Consider the following 17485-nt stretch of genomic DNA (forward strand, 5'->3'; position numbering starts at 1 on the left):
ATAAAGGACTTTTTATAGCGGTATACTTTATATTGTTATGTACATATTGTCTTGTATGTAGCGAAGTGCAGTATAGAGTTTATCTGTTTAGCGAATAATTTTGTTACAAGGATTAATTGTTAGGCTATATAAGATCGTGAGAGGAGGGTTGAGCATTAGATTCTCTTTTTGCGTCTTCTTTAACTAGTGAACATTGATTTTTTTTTGATACATTTGATAAAAACAGAACATTATGTCACATAAAGTAACTACAAGTTGGATAGAAAACATGCAATTCGAATCAACTAATCCAAGTGGAGGAACGATTAGAATAGATGCAGGCCCAGAAAATGGAGGAGATAATAAAGGTCTAAGACCTAAAGCATTAATGTTGTCTGCTTTAGCAGGATGTTCAGGATTAGATGTAGCATCACTGATTAAGAAAATGAGATTAGATGTTGCTGATTTTAAAATAGAGACAGAAGGATTACTTACAGATGCAGATCCAGCTACTTATCATACTGTGATAGTAGAGTATCACTTCTATGGTGCTAATCTAGATGAGGCGAAGCTAAAAAAAGCAGTTGATTTATCTATCGAGAAGTATTGTGGTGTAATGGATATGTTTAAAGAATTTGCTGAAGTTAAAACTAGTATTCATTATCATAAAGAGTAATTAATGCGCTGGTATTTAAAACAAGATCCAGATGAAAAAATAGTTGCTCATTTACAAGAAGTTTTAGGTGTAGATCCTATAGTAGGGAGATTATTAGCACAGCGAGGGATAGATACCTTCGAGGCTGCTAAGAAGTTCTTTAGACCTTCTTTAGAAGATTTGCACGATCCCTTTCTGATGGCAGATATGACAGAGGCTGTCCATCGCATTCTAACGGCGATAAAGAATCGAGAATCAATCTTGGTTTTCGGTGATTACGATGTGGATGGAACTACTTCTGTTGCCTTAATGTATTCTTATTTAAAGAGTTTAGGTGCTCAGGTAGGTACTTATATTCCTGATCGATATAATGAGGGATATGGGATATCTTACCAGGGGATAGACTATGCTATACAGCAGGGTGTACATCTAATCATAGCTCTAGACTGTGGGATCAAGTCTATAGAGCACATACAGTATGCTAGTAGTAAAGGTGTTGATTTCATTATCTGTGATCATCACTTACCTGGTGATATTATTCCTGATGCAGTAGCTGTATTAGACCCTAAGCGAGTAGACTGTCTATATCCTTATAAAGAATTATGTGGATGTGGGGTAGGGTTTAAGCTTATAGAAGCATTAAATATAACACAAGGGTTGCCATTCTCTTCTATAGAACATTACCTAGATCTAGTAGCTACTGCTATCGCAGCGGATGTAGTGCCGATTACTGGAGAGAATAGAGTATTGGCATACTACGGACTTAAGGTAATTAATGAAAGCCCACGTCCTGGTATAAAAGCACTGATGAAGTTATATGACCTCGCTACATATACAATGACAGACATTGTGTTTAAGTTAGCACCTAAAATCAATGCGGCTGGAAGAATAGAACACGGTAACTTTACTGTAGAGCTATTGACAGAAGCTACTGAAGAAGGAGCAAATAAGACCGTAGAGAAAATTGTAAACATCAATGAAGAACGAAAATCTCTAGATCAAGGGATCACGGAAGAAGCGCTTAAACAGATCATCGATCAGAAATTAATTAACTCAAAGAGCACTGTGGTATACAGCCCATCTTGGCATAAGGGGGTGATCGGTATTGTGGCTTCACGTCTTATAGATACGTATTATAGACCGACTATCGTGTTTACAGATAGTGGAGACTATCTAGCTGCATCAGCGCGCTCTGTTAAGAACTTTGATATCTATCAGGCTCTAGAGAAGTGTTCTGAGCATCTTATTCAGTTCGGGGGGCATATGTATGCTGCTGGATTGACAATAAAGAAAGAGAATCTAGAGGCTTTTAGACAAAAGTTTGAAGAAGTAGTAGCAAGTACGATTGAGGAGACTGACCTTATACCTGAGATCGAAATAGATGCTAAGATTCAGTTCTCAGAGATTACAGATAAATTTCTGCGTATTTTAAAGCAGTTTGAACCTTTTGGCCCTGGTAATCCTAGTCCTTGTTTCTTGACAAAAGAGGTCTTCGATACAGGATATGCAAAATTAGCAGGAGCAAGAGGAGAACATCTAAAAGTAAGCTTTAAGCAGAGAAGAAATCCTGGATATAAGTTTAGTGCAATAGGTTTTAACCTAGGTGCTCAGTATGAGAATGTGAAGGATAAGCAGCACGTAGACATCATTTACTCTATCGAGGAGAACAACTGGAGAAATAAAACTACTATTCAATTGCAAATAAAAGACCTACAGTTGTCTTGGTAATTGAATAAAGTGTTATTTTTATCCTTGATTAAAACTAATTATCAATCCTAATTTTATAAAAAATGAAAATCGCAGTAGTAGGCGCTACCGGTATGGTAGGTGAAATCATGCTAAAAGTATTAGCGGAGAGAAATTTTCCTGTAACAGAATTAATTCCTGTGGCTTCTGAGAAGTCTGTAGGTAAGGAAGTGGAATTTAAGGGTAAGAAGTATACCATAAAGTCCATGGAAGAGGCTGTTATGATGAAGCCGGATATTGCTTTATTTTCTGCAGGAGGAAGTATCTCTCTAGAGTGTGCTCCAAAGTTCGCTGAGGTAGGTACTACAGTTATAGATAATTCGTCGGCATGGAGAATGGATCCAACGAAGAAATTAATCGTACCTGAGATTAATGCTGATTCTTTAACGAAAGAAGATAAAATTATTGCTAACCCTAACTGTTCTACTATTCAGTTAGTGATGGCATTATCTCCTTTACACAAGAAATATGGGATTAAGAGAGTGGTAGTATCAACGTATCAGTCTATTACTGGTACAGGTGTGAAAGCTGTAAAACAGCTAGAGAATGAGTACAAGGATGTGAAAGGGGATATGGCTTATAACTATCCTATACACCGTAACGCTATTCCTCACTGTGATGTGTTCGAAGATAACGGGTACACTAAAGAGGAAATGAAACTAGTAAAAGAAACGAAGAAGATTCTTAGAGATGACACTGTATTAGTAACAGCTACAGCTGTGCGTATCCCTGTAGTGGGTGGGCATAGTGAGACTGTGAATATTGAGTTTGAAAAAGATTTTGACTTAGGAGATATTAGACAAATTCTACATGAGACTCCTGGTATCACAGTACAAGATAATACAGATACAAATACTTATCCAATGCCGTTATACGCAGAAGGAAAAGACGATGTGTTCGTAGGGCGTATCAGAAGAGATGAGAGTCAGAAAAATACAATGAATATGTGGATCGTAGCAGATAACCTTAGAAAAGGAGCAGCTACGAATACCGTACAAATAGCAGAGTACTTAGTAGCAAATAAGTTAGTATAATTCACTCAGCTAAAGATATCTAAAGCATCAAGTGTATTACTTGGTGCTTTTTTTGTATATTCAATCTCGTCAATTTGTAATATTATGTAAATTGTTGATAGATTGTGTATAAAAAGTCGTATCTTATCATAAATAAGTCTTTATATACTAGTTTAATGTTTAAATTTGTAGTATGATTCTCAAAACTCGATTATTATGTGCAGAATACTGTTAATAGATGACCATCCTCTTATCGTAGAAGGATATGTGCTGGCGCTCTCTAAAGATAAATTAGGACTTGGTGAGGTTGTCTTTGAAAAGTCTTTTGACTGTTTACTTGCCAAAGAAACTATAGACGCTGCAGTGGAACGGGGTGATCTATTTGACCTTGCTATTGTTGATTTTTCTTTGCCTAGTAAGGAAGGAGCATTATTACGAGATGGAGGAGATATAGTTGCTTATATAAAGAAAGTAATGCCTTACTGTAAGACTATTATTCTGACAGGTCATACGGAAGTGATTACAATCTATAATATCGTTAAAAACATTAGACCTGATGGGTTAGTAAGTAAGCATGAGATAACACCTGATAACTTATTAGATATCGTAAAACGCGTATTGATAGGAGACCGTTATCAGAGTGATATCGTGAAGCACTGCTTAAATGAAATAGTAAGAAAAGAAGTGATGTATGATGATTATAATAGAGAGATTCTAGTGTTGTTATCTAAAGGATATAAACTACAAGAATTAGAAAATCACATTCCACTATCTAACCCTGCTATCAAGAAAAGATTGGCAAAGATGAAGCATGTGTTCGAAGTATCGGATACTGCTAATCTAATACAATTAGTACTAAAAGAAGGTTTCGTATAAGTCATGATAAAGCACTCTGTAAAGAGTGCTTTTTGTTTATATAAAGGTTTGTTACTTTTATTTTTAGCTCTAATTATTTGTAACTATGATAATTGTCATTTTTTTGCTTGGTGATCAATAGTACTTTTAATCTCGAAAAAAAGTAAGATATGAAAATAGAACAGATATATACGGGCTGTATTGCACATGCTGCTTATTATGTAGAGAGTAATGGTGAGGCGGCAATATTTGACCCTCTTCGAGATGTAGAGCCTTATCTAGAAAGAGCTAAAAGCGATAATGCAGTAATTAAGTATGTATTCGAAACACACTTTCATGCAGACTTTGTGAGTGGACACCTTGATATTATGGAGAAGACAGGAGCGAAGATTGTGTTCGGACCTACTGCGGCTCCTAGCTATGAAGCTATTATAGCAGAAGATAATCAAGTGTTTAAACTTGGGAACATTCAGATAAAAGTATTACATACTCCAGGACATACGATGGAGAGTAGTACCTATCTTATTATAGATGAAGAGGGTAAAGAGCACGCAATCATTAGTGGAGATACACTATTCATCGGAGATGTAGGTCGTCCTGACTTAGTACAGCTAGTTAAATCTGAGATTACAGAAGAGATATTGGCTAGACATTTATTCCAATCACTTCGTAATAAAATTATGGTGTTACCTGATGATGTAATCGTGTATCCTAATCATGGTGCAGGGTCTGCCTGTGGTAAGAATATGAGTAAGGAAACGGTGGATACCTTAGGTAATCAGAAAAAAACGAACTATGCGCTACGTGCTGATATGACAGAAGATGAGTTCGTAGTAGAGTTATTAACTGGATTAGCAACACCGCCTCAGTATTTTCCTAAAAATGTATTGATGAACATAACGGGATACGAGCAGCTAGATACAATCTTAGATAGAGGGAAAACTCCGCTGAGTGTAGAGGCTGTGAAGGAACAGATGAAGAAGAAAGAAGTGATTCTGTTAGATACACGTATGCCACAGACGTTCTCAGAGGGCTTTATACCTAGTAGTATTAATATTGGGCTAAATGGTCAGTTCGCTGTTTGGGTAGGTGAATTGATAAAAGATATAAAAGCACCTATCGTTCTAATTACAGAGTTGGGTAAAGAAGAGGAGAGTATGATTAGATTATCCAGAGTAGGATATGATAATACGATAGGGTATCTAGAAGGTGGAATAGAAGCATGGAAGAGTGCAGGTGAGCCAATAGATACGATTACTCGTATAACGCCTCAAGAGATGGATAGGTTGTATCTAGAGGATAAAGGAGTACTGTTAGACGTGCGTAAGATAAATGAGTTTAGATCAGAGCATCTAGAAGATTCAGTGAGTCTTCCGCTGAATGAATTAGAAGATAAAATTAATGTACTATCAAGAGATAAGAAGTATATCATCTACTGTGCTGGAGGATATAGAAGTATGATGGCTGCATCTATATTATATAAGTATGGAATTACGAATCTAGTGGATGTGTTAGGGGGATATAATGCGATAAGTAAGGAGAGTACACTAGACCATACAGACTTTGTGTGTCCTACATCTATGTTATAACTGTCTTCATGTTGTTCTCAAGATAGAGTTATAAAGGTTAGTTAGTTTACGTGTTGTAAAACACAATCGAGAACAAAAGTTAGAAAAGTTAAAAAAAAGGAAAGAAATTATGCTGAAACAGAGTAGGTATTTATAGCTTTGTTTATCATAATAGACGTAATATGGCAAAAATAGTAGGATTAGTAGGTGTAGGACTAATCGGAGGGTCTATCGTTTTAGACCTTAAAGAAAAAGGGTTTGTAACGAAGGTATTGGCTTCAGATTTATCTGAGCGCAATGCCAGTAAGGCATTAGAACTACGTATCGCAGACGAAATCGTAGAACTAGATGCGTTAATAGAGAAATCAGATATTATCATTATAGCAACACCAGTGAATGCGAGTGTGAAACTGGTGTCGTATGTGTTAGACAGAGTAGGAGATGGACAGTATGTAATGGATGTGGGGTCTACGAAGTCTTTATTAGATAAAGAGATAGAAGGGCATAGCAGAAGAGGGCAATTCGTAGCTACGCATCCGATGGCAGGTACAGAGTTTAGTGGACCAGAGGCGGCGTTTAAAGGGTTGTTTAAAGATAGGGTGGCAATCATCTGTAACCCTGAAAAGTCTAATCCTAAAGCCCTAAATGCAATCTCTGAACTATATTATCACTTAGAGATGCGCATGATTTTAATGGATGCTGACTCGCACGATGAACATGTAGGATATGTGTCTCATCTGTCTCATGCGATATCTTATGCACTGGCAGTAGCAGTCTTAGATAAAGAGAAAGATGATACAGCTATCTTTAATCTAGCAGCAGGAGGGTTTGCTTCTACTGTTCGATTAGCAAAGAGTTCAGTAGATATGTGGTTGCCTATTTTTGAGCAGAATGCAGAGCATGTATTGCCTATTTTAGATACATATCTGGAGAAGTTAACTCAGTTCAAAACGTATTTAGAAGCAGGAGATACTAAGGGATTGGCTGGTTTTATAGCAGAGGCAAATCGCATAAAGGATAAATTGAAAAAATAAGTAGAGAGTGCTAAAGATAAAGTAGTTTTGATTAACTTGTTAGTTCAATAAAAAATAGACATTATGATTACACATATAGTGATGTGGAGGCTGAAAGATGAAAATAAAGAAGCCAATAAATTAGAAATAAAACGACTATTAGAAGATTTAAAAGGAAAGATAGAGGTACTAGAATCTATCGCTGTATCATTTAATGACCCTGAAGCAGATCCAAAAAACTTCGAAGTGATTTTACATACAACATTTAAGAATCTTCAAGACTTAGATATTTATGCAAAACACCCTGAGCATCTAAAAGTAGTTGATTTTATTAAATCAGTAGTAACAGAGAGAGTAGCCATAGACTACTAGTGATGTATAATAGTACAGCTTTTTTTGTATAAAAAGTTAGTTATTTAGTTATCGATTTTAGTTTAAAAGCAGTTTGTCCAATGGGATAAGCTGCTTTTTTTATTGGTGTAAATAATAGGATTGAAGACTTAATGTGTGTGTTTTTAGTTTTATATTGATATTTTATGTTTAAATTTAACTTAAAATAGTAATTGATTAAAGTGTTATATGAAAAGAATAGCCCTGTCATTATTGTGTTTAATGTTGCCTGTACTAACGGTTACAGCACAGACTAAAATAGATTTTACAGATATAGAAATTGTCAATCTTGGAGATGGCCAACGCTATATTAAAGAAGTTAAGTCATCTACTCCTCTTAATGGAAAGAAACGAATCATAAACGGAGTAACCGAACAGTATATAGATGTGGACTTAAAGGATGGTATGTTAAATGGTAAATGGGAGTACTACGATAAAAGTAAGTTGAAAGAATTACTTAATTTTAAAAATGGGTACATGGATGGCAAGCAACAAGCTTTCTTTGTGGCAACTGGTAAGCCGGAATATGAAGGGAATATGAAGATGGGTAAGAAACACGGAGAGTGGATATACTTCAGTAGTAATGGAAATAAACGTGAGATGGAGGTATATGCAGATAATAGTATGACAAAACGCGTTACTTACTATACTAGTGGTCAGGTAGAGCAAGAGCGAAACTTTAAACAAGGTAAAGAAGATGGTGTGTCTAAGGCATTCACTAATGAAGGAAAGATGAAGTATGAACGTACATTCGTCAATGGAAAACAGATCGGTAAAGAGCGTTCATTGATTTCGTCTAACAATGGTGATTTCTTTATCACTTGTAATTATAATGACAAAGGAAATAAAGATGGTGATTACACTGAAGAATGGGCTGATTCTAAAAAGCCAAAAGCTAAAGGAAAATATCTGAATGGACAGAAGGATGGTAAATGGACTGAATGGACTTCTAGAGGAGATGTGAAGAAGGAAGAAACATACAAGAATGGTGTGAGACAGTAATCTAATCAACAATTAATTAATGCAAAAGAGAATAACTCTTCTTTTAGGTGTAATGATGCTATTTAGTAATTATATACCTACAGATAAAGCATTTGATTTGAAGAGGAACTATAATTTTTGGTGAATAAGGAAACTCTTGTAATAAGAGAAAAAGGAAAGATAATACTTAATATACGTATGCTAGAGAGTCTTCCTGAACTAAAATAATATAATAAAACAAAAGCTCTTAGAGATTCTCTAAGAGCTTTTGTTTTTAATCTTGCATAAATGCACCTATAGGGATGATAACCATACCTGATACATTATAGCCCTGTACTTTAGTGATAAATAGAGGCATATTCTTAACCTGTTGAAGTATTTTATCTTCGATAGTTGAAGGAACTTCTAGTAAATACATATTGATAGGTTCTGCTGTACCATCTAGGTTAACACTTAATGTCAGTCTTGCATCAGAAGCTAATTGTATATTTTCTTCATTCAGTATTGAGATGATATTGTGATAAGTCCATTCTACTAAAGCTCTATCTCCTCCAGGGAATACAGGAGCGATAGGTTTGTTATCTTTAAACTTAGGAGGTAAGTCAGCAGGATGTTCTGTTAGATCTCTTACTTCTTTTACCTTCATTAATATCCCCTTATCATTAGGTGTATAGACCTTATGGTGTAGTTTATTGTTTATAAGATCATATTCGATATGATGTAGTTCGGTATCGTTCTTTCTGTAGATACCATTAGTGATGGTAGTATTGGTGCTTAAGTCTCTAACTTCTGCAGATAGCGCAGTTCTAGATATGTCGCCTACTATGATATAATCTGTTTCTTCAGTTGTATCTGTTTTGATGATTTGCGTATATATTTTGAAAGGATATCCTTGTAAGATAATCTCCTCTCTAAGTTCCTGTTCTTGAGCGTTCATTGAGATAGCTGTGCATACTAAGACAAGTAGTGCTATGATTTGCTTCATATTTTTGAGTAGAATAAGTGGTTTCGATTAGTATTGTAATAAGATATATTACAAGTTATTAGTTGTATTAAAAAAGCTCTTAGAGTATTTCCAAGAGCTTTTAGTATTGTTATTCTTCCATTTCTCCACAGATAGGAGTCTCGAAAGCAGTTTTAAAGTCTGTTAAGTCTTTTTGTTTGAGTAAGAACATTAGCTTAGTAATGGCAGCCTCTGTGGTAATATCTTTACCAGAGATAACGCCTATTTCTTTTAGCTCTGTACTTGTCTCATATTTACCCATATGTACACTACCGCTAGAACACTGAGTAACGTTGATTACTTTAAGTCCCTTTTTAATAGCCTGTCCTAATGTTGTTAAGAACCATGCTTCAGTAGGTGCATTACCAGCTCCATAAGTCTCAAGTACGATTCCTTCAAGATCTTTAATATTTAGAATAGCCTCTAATACATTCTGCTGTATACCAGGGAATATCTTTAGAATCATCACATTACTAGACATTTCTTTATGTACGAGTAATGGTTCTTGAGTATGTGTATAGTTGAGTAGAGGTTTATTGATACGCAGGTTCACTCCTGATTCTGCTAAATGAGCAATATTAGGAGAGGTAAACGCATTAAATAATTCAGCACTTACTTTAGAAGTTCTATTTCCTCTATATAATTTGTATTCAAAGTATAAACATACCTCCTGAATGACAGGAGTATTGTTCTCTTGTACAGCAGCTACCTGAATAGCCGTGATAAGGTTTTCTTTAGCATCTGTACGCAAGTCTCCAATAGGAAGCTGAGAACCTGTTAATATTACAGGTTTGCGCAAGTTCTGAAGCATAAAGCTTAGTGCAGATGCTGAGTATGACATCGTATCCGAACCGTGTAGAATAACGAATCCGTCAAACTTATCATAGTTCTCTTCTACTACACTTGCCATCTTCCCCCATAAGGCAGGGCTCATATCAGAAGAGTCTATCGGTGTTTCGAATGAATAGGTCTCTATCGAACACTCTAGCATGTGTAACTCAGGTATACGCTCTACTAACTGATCAAAATTGAACGCACGTAAAGCACCTGTTTTAAAGTCTTTTACCATACCGATAGTTCCACCAGTATAGATTAAAAGAATAGCAGGACTATTGTTCATCACTCAATTTTAGTTTATTAATAACAGGATTAGCATACATAGCTAAGAAGCCATCTACGATTATTTTGTTCTCTTTATCTACACGTAGTTCAAGACGTCTTTCAAATAATTGCCTCTCTTTCTCTGTATATTTATCAGCGAACTTATTGCTGTTATGCATAATATCATAAGCAATATAGTTAGTAGGCCATAAGAAATAGTTAGCAATAATAGACTTATCTATTTCTGTAGCTACAGCTTGCATTTGCTTATTAGTCTTATCTACAGTGTTTTTAATATTATCTAATTCTTGGTCTAGAACATCTCCTACATGGATATGAATACCACGTTTTTGACCGATGATTCCACTGTATAAGTTGATAAAGTCTTCATTCTTATCTTTGATATATACTTCATCATTCGCTTTAGCTAATAGCTGAGGCATCTTAAGTGCATCCGTAGGATCATACTCATATGAGATAGATACAGGTACTATCTTCACTTTTTTGAAGTAGTCCATTAAGTTAGCCTCATCAGACGCCATTCCGATCATCTTCAGCACTCCCTGATGAGTTGCATCATTTCCATCTTTGGTACGTCCTTCTCTCTGTGCTATCCACACAGATCTGTTCTCTTCGAATAAAAGATGTTGTATATATTCAGACATTAGTTTAGAACTTTCTAATAGTTCTCTAGGTGGTAATCCACGTTTAACTAAGAAGTTTCTATTTACTTTAGCTAGCGCTAGTAAAAATGATTTCTGCACTAGGTTATCCCCTATAGCAGAGGCTGTCATAACTAATTTATTGTCTTTAAGAGCAACGTTGAGAAGAGAAGTATCCATAAGGATATCTCTATGGTTAGATACGTATAGATAAGCTGTGTCTTTATCTAATTTATCAAACCCAGAAGTTGTCAAACCATTAGAGCTTTTCTCTAGGATTCGTTGAATAGAGTGGTAGGCAAAATCATCTTGAAATTGTTGAATAGACTTTACTTCCTTTAAGGCATTCATCCATTCCTCTTCCGTTTTATTAGGAAAAGTATATCCCATTAACGCTTTTATCATTGGGTGTTTAGAAATCTGTTGCAAGACTTCGTGTACCTCGTGATCGTGGTAGTGGCGTATAGAATCAAACTTAGACATTAGTGTAATGTATTATTATAAACAAGTTATGTTGTTTTCGTGTTTTAAATTCCAAACACAGCTATTGAATTTGCTGTAGTTTGTTTTGCTATCTCTTCTAGAGGAAGCGCGTAAATATCGGCTAATTTTTCTGCAATATTTACGATATATGCACTTTCATTTCTTTTTCCTCTAAAAGGGACAGGTGCAAGGTACGGAGAATCAGTCTCTAATACGATATGCTCTAGCGGTATTTTGTTTAAAAACTGATCTATTTTACCATTTTTAAACGTTGCTACCCCACCTATACCTAGCTTTAGGTTATAAGAAATAGCTTTTAGCGCTTGCTCTTCTGTACCTGTGAAGCAGTGGAATATCCCTCTAAGGCCTTCTCCTTTTTCTCGTTCTAGTACTTCGAACACTTCGTCAAAAGCATCTCGACAGTGTATATTAATAGGCAATTTATATTTCTTTGCCAATTGTATTTGATATTGAAAAGCTTCTTGCTGTATGGCTAAAGTACTTTTATCCCAATACAGGTCAATGCCTATCTCTCCTACAGCGTAATAAGTACGTCGTTCGAGTTCACGCTCTACGTAAGCTAACTCCTCTTTATACGTTTCTGGCTTTACATCAGTAGGATGTAGTCCCATCATAAGAAATACATTATTAGGGAACTCTTGCTCTAGTTCAAACATTGCATTGCTGTAACTTGAATCTATCGCTGGTATAAAAAAACGCGTAACTCCACTAGATATTGCACGATTTATTGTTTCTTTACGATCTTCTGCAAAAGCATCTGAGTATAAATGTGTATGCGTGTCAGTAAATATCATTCTAATATTGTATTTTTCTATAATGTTAGATTAATGCTACAAAAGTACCTTTTAAAAAGAATTTAAACTACATTTGATTGATGGAAAACATGAAAGATATATTAAAAAAGGGAGGATATAAGAAAATTAAGTTTAAAATATCTAAAACGAACCACCTTTTTATCAAGGCTAAAATCAATGGAATCCTAGGAGACTTTATCCTAGATACAGGAGCATCTAATAGTTGTATTGATTTTAGTCATATAGACCATTTTAATATTTTTCCTGAGAACTCATCTACTAAAGCTTCAGGTGCAGGAGCTAATGGAATGCATACCCAAGTAGCTTATCATAATCATTTACAAATGAGCCGTTGGCATAACAAGAGTTTTAACCTAGTAATTATAGATTTAACTCATGTCAATGTTGCCTTAATAGAGTATAAAGTAAAGACTGTACACGGGATTATAGGCTCAGATGTATTACTACAAGGGAATGCAATTATTGATTATAAAGAGCAAGTGCTTTATATTCAATAAATCTATTGTCTTGATTTACTCCACTCTTCTGCTACTAGTTCTAATTCTTTATACCAGTCTTCACCATATTTTCTGATTAGAGGGGCTTTTAAGAACTTATATACAGGTACACTTAACTCTTGACCTAGCGTACAAGCATCACTACAGATATGCCATTTGTGATAGTTCACAGCAGAGAAAGAAGAGAACTCTTTGATACGTATAGGATATAAGTGACATGAGATAGGCTTTTTCCAGTCGATTAGACCTTCGTTATACGCTTTCTCTATTCCACATAGTGCCATTTCATTTTCGTAGATTACATAAGCACATTCTCCACCTTCTATTAGAGGAGTCTCATACTCATCATCATCACCATATACAGATGTACCTTGTTCTTCTATTGCCTTAATACCTTCAGGACGTAAGAAAGGTTTTACTTTATCATATACAGCTCTAAGTATCTCTACTTCATCATCTTCTACAGGTGCTCCTGCATCTCCGTCTATACAGCACTCCCCTTTACAAGCCGAAAGGTTACATACGAATTCTTTTTCTAGAACTTCTTCTGATACGATTGTTTTTCCTATTTGAAACATCTGAATATTATAATTAATTGGCTGCAAAATTACAAATCTTTATGTAATAAAGAGACTTACCCTTTAGATTAACCTTTTTCACTAAGTAATTTAGGATGAATATAAAGTTCATAATATAAGATAGTTGTATCAGATCAGTAGAATAGTGTTAATTACGCTATTATTTTACGTGTTAATATTTTTTAGATTATTTCATATTAGCGCTTATATCTATGAGGTGAGATTCAACAATAGTGATGACTTCTTGATAAAAATAGTGAAAAACCACGTTTTATGACTTTAATATCTCGTTGTTAAAATATATAGTGGTAATGTTAAAGGATTGTCCGAGTGGTGGTTTTTTTGTACTTTCGGATGGTAAAATCAAATTCTTTATCATTCGAAATGAAAATTTTTAGTTACATAGTTATAGCATTTGTAGTTGCATTGATTGTATTAAATATCACAATGTTAGACTTTAATAACCTATTCCAAGGGGATAGTCTAATCGCATTAATAGGTATTGTAGCCTTGCTTTGTGCAGTATGCATCTTATTGATTTACCGTACATCTAAAATGATAAACGATAAAACAAAATAAGACCTATGGAAGTATTCGATGTACTAATCATAGGGGGAGGTGTATCAGGAGTTTCTTGTGCACAAGTTATTGGTAGTGCTGTAAAGAAACCTTTTGTAACAGATAAGAAAGTAGGTATTATTATGCATCAGAAGAGCTCAATGCTTCAAGATGCTATCTTCTATAATGCTTATGGAGTAAAACAAGGAACTTTAGGAAAAGACCTATTAGAACAGTCTATAGAAGACTTAAATTACTACAACCACATTGACCAAATCGCAGGTGAGAAGGTTATTTCTGTACAGAAGAGAGATGGAGTATTTGAAGTTAAGACGAATAAGGAAGTATACTATACTTCACTTGTAGTAGTAGCTATTAATTCTAGTCCTACTTTTGAAGTAGAAGGATTAATGGAATATGTGATACCACATAAGAAGTCACTAGCTGCTAAGAATAGAATCCAGTTGAGAAACGAAGATCATTTAGTGACAGAAGGAGTTTATGTGGCAGGAACATTAGCAGGACATAGAAGTCAGTTAGCAATAGCTGCAGGTAGTGGAGCTGCTGTAGCTACAGACATTCTGACTTTGTGGAATGGGGGAATAGAAACACATAGCCATGATAGTACTAGAGTGAAGTAATAAGATAAAAAAAAGAGGTAGTTTAATCCAGATTAAACTACCTCTTTTTTTTGTATTGATATTTTTTAACCTAGATTATGCAATAGACATATAAACGAAAAGTAATTATACAAAATAGGTCTGAATTAGTGATAAAAGGATACTATAGTATGGTTTTAGAGCTAATGAAAGAACTATGAAGTAGAATTGCTTTGTAGTATTTGGCTAATGCGTAATGTGGGTTTAATAAACCAATCCTACATTATCTATCCATAAACGGCTATCCGTATTACCGATATACGCCCCTCCATTACTAGAAGAGAATTGTACGATTAGGTGAGTTACCTCGTCATCAGCAGTACCCCAACCTTCTTCTATGATCGGCACCATCTTACCTTTGCTATTTCTAGTGTAGTATGCATTGCTACCTGTTCTCAGTGCCATGTGAGCACCATAGTAACTCTGCTTCGTGATATCACCATAGTTTACAGTCAGACGGTGTTTGTTTTGCCATGTTTTTACAGACTTATCCATCAGTTCCCATCCCGTACCTATACGTTTAGCATACACATTTCCATCTTTGTCTTCCCATCTCTTTTGTAGTAGAATCTGTATCTCAGCTTTATCATTTCGCTTAGCATCAGTTCCGCTTCCCATACCATTCACACGTTTAGAAGGACCACCAGTAGTTACTTTATAGTCGAACTGTAGTGCTTTAGGCTTTTTAGTAAAAGGAATACCTGTTACTAGTTTACTTTGAGGGTTTTTAGTATCTGTGATAGGTTCTATCATTTCTCCTAAGAAGATTGTTCCACTAGCGAGTACATTGATATTAATTACCCCTAGTACTTTCACTTTCTCTATACGAGTCTCTAAACGAGCAGCGTACCCATTATCTCTTTTTTCAGGGAATACCGTTACACTCCCTTTCGTTATACCACTTACAGTAGCTAGTACAGATGAGGTAGCCCAAGGAGACTTTTTATTCTTATAAGGTGTATTGTCTTTTAGCGTATCTTTTGTTTCAGTGATCTCGTATAGGTATTGTGTATTACCCCCGATGATAAACGATTCTTTAATCTCGCGTACCATCCAGTGATCCATATTACCTAGTTTTATAGACTCTACTTTTTCACTCTGCGCCGTAGCTAGCAGTGGCATAGTACACATTGCTAGGGCTAGTATCTTTAGTTTAGTTTTGTGTATCATTGTTTTGTTGTTTATTCTTTAATATTATTCTTTTTCAGCATTTCGAAATCTTCTTTCTTCAAGTTCATTTTAGTATAAGGAACAGCGATATCGTGGTCATTTAAATACATACGAGCTTCTGCATTAAAAGCTCTATTGACTAACGATAAGTCCTTTTCTAGATAAGAAGTGCGAATATGTGCTGCATTGATCATCGTATGGAATACTGCATTCGTAGAGATAGGCTTGTTTTTATTCTCTTGTACTGCGGTCATTCTCTTCTCATTATTGGTGATATACTCATCTGAGAACCACATTAAGAATGGTATTCTTAGCTGATAGTAGGTTGGGCTTGGCGAAGCGTGTAAGAACCTATTTCTATCATCGTCGAATAAGTCTTCACCATGGTCAGAAGTATATAGCATGGCTACTTCCTCATTCGTCTGTTTCAGGGCTTCTATCGTTTTAGCTAAGAAGTGATCTGTGTATAAGATAGAGTTGTCATACGCATTGACTAGGTGTTCTTTCTCAGATTTCTTTACACCACCTATCTCATCAGGAGTGAACTGTCTGAAGCTCTCAGGGTAGCGCTCCATATACTTAAAGTGTGACCCATAGGTGTGTAATAAGATGAATAGATCTCCAGTAGTCTCCTGAATGTGTTTTTGCATTAAGCCTACTAATTCTTCATCATAGTGATTCTCTGTCATACGTGTATGGCTATCAGTAGTGCGTATCGTCTTATAGATATCTGCTTCTTTAGTGAAGTATTCTATAAACGAAGAGTTCTCAGCCTGATTAGATAGTGATATTGTGGTAAAGCCAGCTTCTTTAAACGCGTGTACAATACCTTTTTTGACATAGATAGAATTATAGTTTTCTGCCTCTGCTTCTGATAAGATGATTGAAACACTCTTATGAGTCGTATTCGATTGTGTTAGCGCATCTTTGAATACGACTAAGTTCTTCTCATTCTTTAATTTAGGGTTGGTCTCGCGATCATATCCATACAGAGACCAGTTGTCAGCTCTACTCGTCTCACCTATGATCAGTACATATATCTGTCTTTTGTCAGTAGAGATACTGTCTCTAGTGGCTTTAAAGGTAAAGTTCTTAGAGGTCTCAGGGTATCGATTGACCTTATCCCATTTATTCACTGCGAATCCTAAGTTGTGTAACGCATTGATAGGATACACATCTTGGTTAAAGGCAAATGTACCTGAGTTCTTATTCGCACTGAAGAATGATAATACTAGTGACGCTATTAATAAAAGTACTGCAGGTAATAGAGTCTGTCTTCTAAAGCTCCAGTCTAAGAAGTTCTTTCTCTTCCACTGAAGTATAGCGAATACGATAGGTGGAATGTATAAGAAACACACAAAGGCGATAGAAGGCAATAGACTACCTAGTAGTTCATTTATTTCTGAAGTATTCGTAGTTGCTACGTTTAGAAACATATCTGCTGCTATCACATCTTCTCCGAATAGGTAGAATAACACAATCTGGAAAGCGTGCAAAAACAGAAATGGAAAACATAATAATAACCATGCTCCCGAATTTTTAAACGCAGAAAATATTGTCATGAACAGTCCCAATGGGAATAGTATGACTACAATCTTACCTAATACATCCACAGGCTGTGTAAAGACAAAGTAAATGCTCGGAACCATATTGACAGCAATATAGAACCAAAACAAGGCGATTGGGTTATTTATGATTCTGCTAAAGAATCCTTTTTTATTTAATTGTTCAGTCATTT

The 17485-nt window shown here is 35.4% G+C and carries 18 protein-coding genes; 11 read left to right on the top strand and 7 right to left on the bottom strand.

The window, feature by feature from the left end:
- The first annotated feature begins 232 nt into the window (after positions 1-232).
- The 8 genes from MPR_RS01320 (at position 233) to MPR_RS01355 (ending at position 8221) form a co-directional block, all read left to right on the top strand.
- Positions 233-655: an OsmC family protein gene (locus MPR_RS01320; protein ID WP_006257649.1), complete on the top strand. Its 423-nt coding sequence runs from the start codon at positions 233-235 to the stop codon at positions 653-655.
- Positions 656-658: 3 nt separating this feature from the next.
- Positions 659-2362, top strand: a complete 1704-nt coding sequence (gene recJ / locus MPR_RS01325) for a single-stranded-DNA-specific exonuclease RecJ (protein WP_041888521.1) — start codon at positions 659-661, stop codon at positions 2360-2362.
- 62 nt (positions 2363-2424) lie between these two features.
- Positions 2425-3414: an aspartate-semialdehyde dehydrogenase gene (locus MPR_RS01330; protein WP_041888523.1), complete on the top strand. Its 990-nt coding sequence runs from the start codon at positions 2425-2427 to the stop codon at positions 3412-3414.
- Positions 3415-3609: 195 nt separating this feature from the next.
- Complete coding sequence (locus MPR_RS01335; protein WP_041888525.1) at positions 3610-4269, top strand: response regulator; 660 nt, start codon at positions 3610-3612, stop codon at positions 4267-4269.
- A gap of 149 nt (positions 4270-4418) precedes the next feature.
- Positions 4419-5837 (top strand): MBL fold metallo-hydrolase, encoded by a 1419-nt coding sequence (locus MPR_RS01340; protein WP_041888527.1) that lies wholly within the window; start codon positions 4419-4421, stop codon positions 5835-5837.
- A 161-nt stretch (positions 5838-5998) separates the two neighbouring features.
- Positions 5999-6850, top strand: coding sequence for a prephenate dehydrogenase (locus MPR_RS01345; protein ID WP_041888529.1), 852 nt, complete (start codon positions 5999-6001; stop codon positions 6848-6850).
- Between the two features lie 63 nt (positions 6851-6913).
- Positions 6914-7201, top strand: a complete 288-nt coding sequence (locus tag MPR_RS01350) for a Dabb family protein (RefSeq protein ID WP_041888531.1) — start codon at positions 6914-6916, stop codon at positions 7199-7201.
- 207 nt (positions 7202-7408) lie between these two features.
- On the top strand, positions 7409-8221 hold the full coding sequence (locus MPR_RS01355; RefSeq protein WP_041888533.1) for a toxin-antitoxin system YwqK family antitoxin: 813 nt from the start codon (positions 7409-7411) through the stop codon (positions 8219-8221).
- Positions 8222-8474: 253 nt separating this feature from the next.
- Here the strand turns inward: MPR_RS01355 and MPR_RS01360 are convergent, their stop codons facing one another.
- The 4 genes from MPR_RS01360 to MPR_RS01375 all read right to left on the bottom strand — a co-directional run bounded on the left by MPR_RS01360 (position 8475) and on the right by MPR_RS01375 (position 12264).
- Positions 8475-9185 carry a hypothetical protein gene (locus MPR_RS01360; protein WP_139177093.1) on the bottom strand — a complete coding sequence of 237 codons (711 nt, stop codon included), beginning with the start codon at positions 9183-9185 and terminating at the stop codon, positions 8475-8477.
- Positions 9186-9294: 109 nt separating this feature from the next.
- Positions 9295-10323 carry an asparaginase gene (locus MPR_RS01365; protein WP_041888537.1) on the bottom strand — a complete coding sequence of 343 codons (1029 nt, stop codon included), beginning with the start codon at positions 10321-10323 and terminating at the stop codon, positions 9295-9297.
- Entirely contained in the window at positions 10313-11449 is a 1137-nt protein-coding gene (locus MPR_RS01370; RefSeq protein ID WP_006262621.1) for a 1-acyl-sn-glycerol-3-phosphate acyltransferase, read from the bottom strand. The genes MPR_RS01365 and MPR_RS01370 overlap by 11 nt, the downstream gene beginning before the upstream one ends.
- A gap of 44 nt (positions 11450-11493) precedes the next feature.
- Positions 11494-12264, bottom strand: coding sequence for a TatD family hydrolase (locus tag MPR_RS01375; RefSeq protein ID WP_006257638.1), 771 nt, complete (start codon positions 12262-12264; stop codon positions 11494-11496).
- Between the two features lie 80 nt (positions 12265-12344).
- Between MPR_RS01375 and MPR_RS01380 the strand changes: the two genes are divergently transcribed.
- Entirely contained in the window at positions 12345-12782 is a 438-nt protein-coding gene (locus MPR_RS01380; protein ID WP_041888538.1) for a retropepsin-like aspartic protease, read from the top strand.
- Between the two features lie 2 nt (positions 12783-12784).
- On the opposite strand, the gene MPR_RS01385 is transcribed toward MPR_RS01380, so the two are convergent.
- Positions 12785-13360 carry a DUF3109 family protein gene (locus MPR_RS01385; RefSeq protein WP_036471107.1) on the bottom strand — a complete coding sequence of 192 codons (576 nt, stop codon included), beginning with the start codon at positions 13358-13360 and terminating at the stop codon, positions 12785-12787.
- 384 nt (positions 13361-13744) lie between these two features.
- Between MPR_RS01385 and MPR_RS01390 the strand changes: the two genes are divergently transcribed.
- Together MPR_RS01390 and MPR_RS01395 are read left to right on the top strand one after the other, a co-directional pair.
- Positions 13745-13939 carry a hypothetical protein gene (locus tag MPR_RS01390; RefSeq protein WP_041895094.1) on the top strand — a complete coding sequence of 65 codons (195 nt, stop codon included), beginning with the start codon at positions 13745-13747 and terminating at the stop codon, positions 13937-13939.
- 5 nt (positions 13940-13944) lie between these two features.
- Positions 13945-14559, top strand: a complete 615-nt coding sequence (locus MPR_RS01395; protein ID WP_041888542.1) for an FAD-dependent oxidoreductase — start codon at positions 13945-13947, stop codon at positions 14557-14559.
- Between the two features lie 222 nt (positions 14560-14781).
- On the opposite strand, the gene MPR_RS01400 is transcribed toward MPR_RS01395, so the two are convergent.
- Both MPR_RS01400 and MPR_RS01405 read right to left on the bottom strand, forming a co-directional pair.
- Complete coding sequence (locus MPR_RS01400; RefSeq protein ID WP_041888544.1) at positions 14782-15747, bottom strand: PCMD domain-containing protein; 966 nt, start codon at positions 15745-15747, stop codon at positions 14782-14784.
- Positions 15748-15758: 11 nt separating this feature from the next.
- Complete coding sequence (locus tag MPR_RS01405) at positions 15759-17483, bottom strand: phosphoethanolamine transferase family protein (RefSeq protein WP_041888546.1); 1725 nt, start codon at positions 17481-17483, stop codon at positions 15759-15761.
- Positions 17484-17485: the final 2 nt, after the last annotated feature.

Origin of the sequence: Myroides profundi (assembly GCF_000833025.1) — a bacterium.
Classification (GTDB): domain Bacteria; phylum Bacteroidota; class Bacteroidia; order Flavobacteriales; family Flavobacteriaceae; genus Flavobacterium; species Flavobacterium profundi_A.

Coding starts and splice junctions, on each gene's coding strand:
- MPR_RS01395 (WP_041888542.1), top strand. CDS start 13,945: ATGGAAGTATTCGATGTACTAATCATAGGGGGAGGTGTATCAGGAGTT.
- MPR_RS01360 (WP_139177093.1), bottom strand. CDS start 9,185: ATGAAGCAAATCATAGCACTACTTGTCTTAGTATGCACAGCTATCTCA.
- MPR_RS01365 (WP_041888537.1), bottom strand. CDS start 10,323: ATGAACAATAGTCCTGCTATTCTTTTAATCTATACTGGTGGAACTATC.
- MPR_RS01320 (WP_006257649.1), top strand. CDS start 233: ATGTCACATAAAGTAACTACAAGTTGGATAGAAAACATGCAATTCGAA.
- recJ (WP_041888521.1), top strand. CDS start 659: ATGCGCTGGTATTTAAAACAAGATCCAGATGAAAAAATAGTTGCTCAT.
- MPR_RS01400 (WP_041888544.1), bottom strand. CDS start 15,747: ATGATACACAAAACTAAACTAAAGATACTAGCCCTAGCAATGTGTACT.
- MPR_RS01355 (WP_041888533.1), top strand. CDS start 7,409: ATGAAAAGAATAGCCCTGTCATTATTGTGTTTAATGTTGCCTGTACTA.
- MPR_RS01345 (WP_041888529.1), top strand. CDS start 5,999: ATGGCAAAAATAGTAGGATTAGTAGGTGTAGGACTAATCGGAGGGTCT.
- MPR_RS01330 (WP_041888523.1), top strand. CDS start 2,425: ATGAAAATCGCAGTAGTAGGCGCTACCGGTATGGTAGGTGAAATCATG.
- MPR_RS01370 (WP_006262621.1), bottom strand. CDS start 11,449: ATGTCTAAGTTTGATTCTATACGCCACTACCACGATCACGAGGTACAC.
- MPR_RS01335 (WP_041888525.1), top strand. CDS start 3,610: ATGTGCAGAATACTGTTAATAGATGACCATCCTCTTATCGTAGAAGGA.
- MPR_RS01405 (WP_041888546.1), bottom strand. CDS start 17,483: ATGACTGAACAATTAAATAAAAAAGGATTCTTTAGCAGAATCATAAAT.
- MPR_RS01390 (WP_041895094.1), top strand. CDS start 13,745: ATGAAAATTTTTAGTTACATAGTTATAGCATTTGTAGTTGCATTGATT.
- MPR_RS01375 (WP_006257638.1), bottom strand. CDS start 12,264: ATGATATTTACTGACACGCATACACATTTATACTCAGATGCTTTTGCA.
- MPR_RS01380 (WP_041888538.1), top strand. CDS start 12,345: ATGGAAAACATGAAAGATATATTAAAAAAGGGAGGATATAAGAAAATT.
- MPR_RS01340 (WP_041888527.1), top strand. CDS start 4,419: ATGAAAATAGAACAGATATATACGGGCTGTATTGCACATGCTGCTTAT.
- MPR_RS01385 (WP_036471107.1), bottom strand. CDS start 13,360: ATGTTTCAAATAGGAAAAACAATCGTATCAGAAGAAGTTCTAGAAAAA.
- MPR_RS01350 (WP_041888531.1), top strand. CDS start 6,914: ATGATTACACATATAGTGATGTGGAGGCTGAAAGATGAAAATAAAGAA.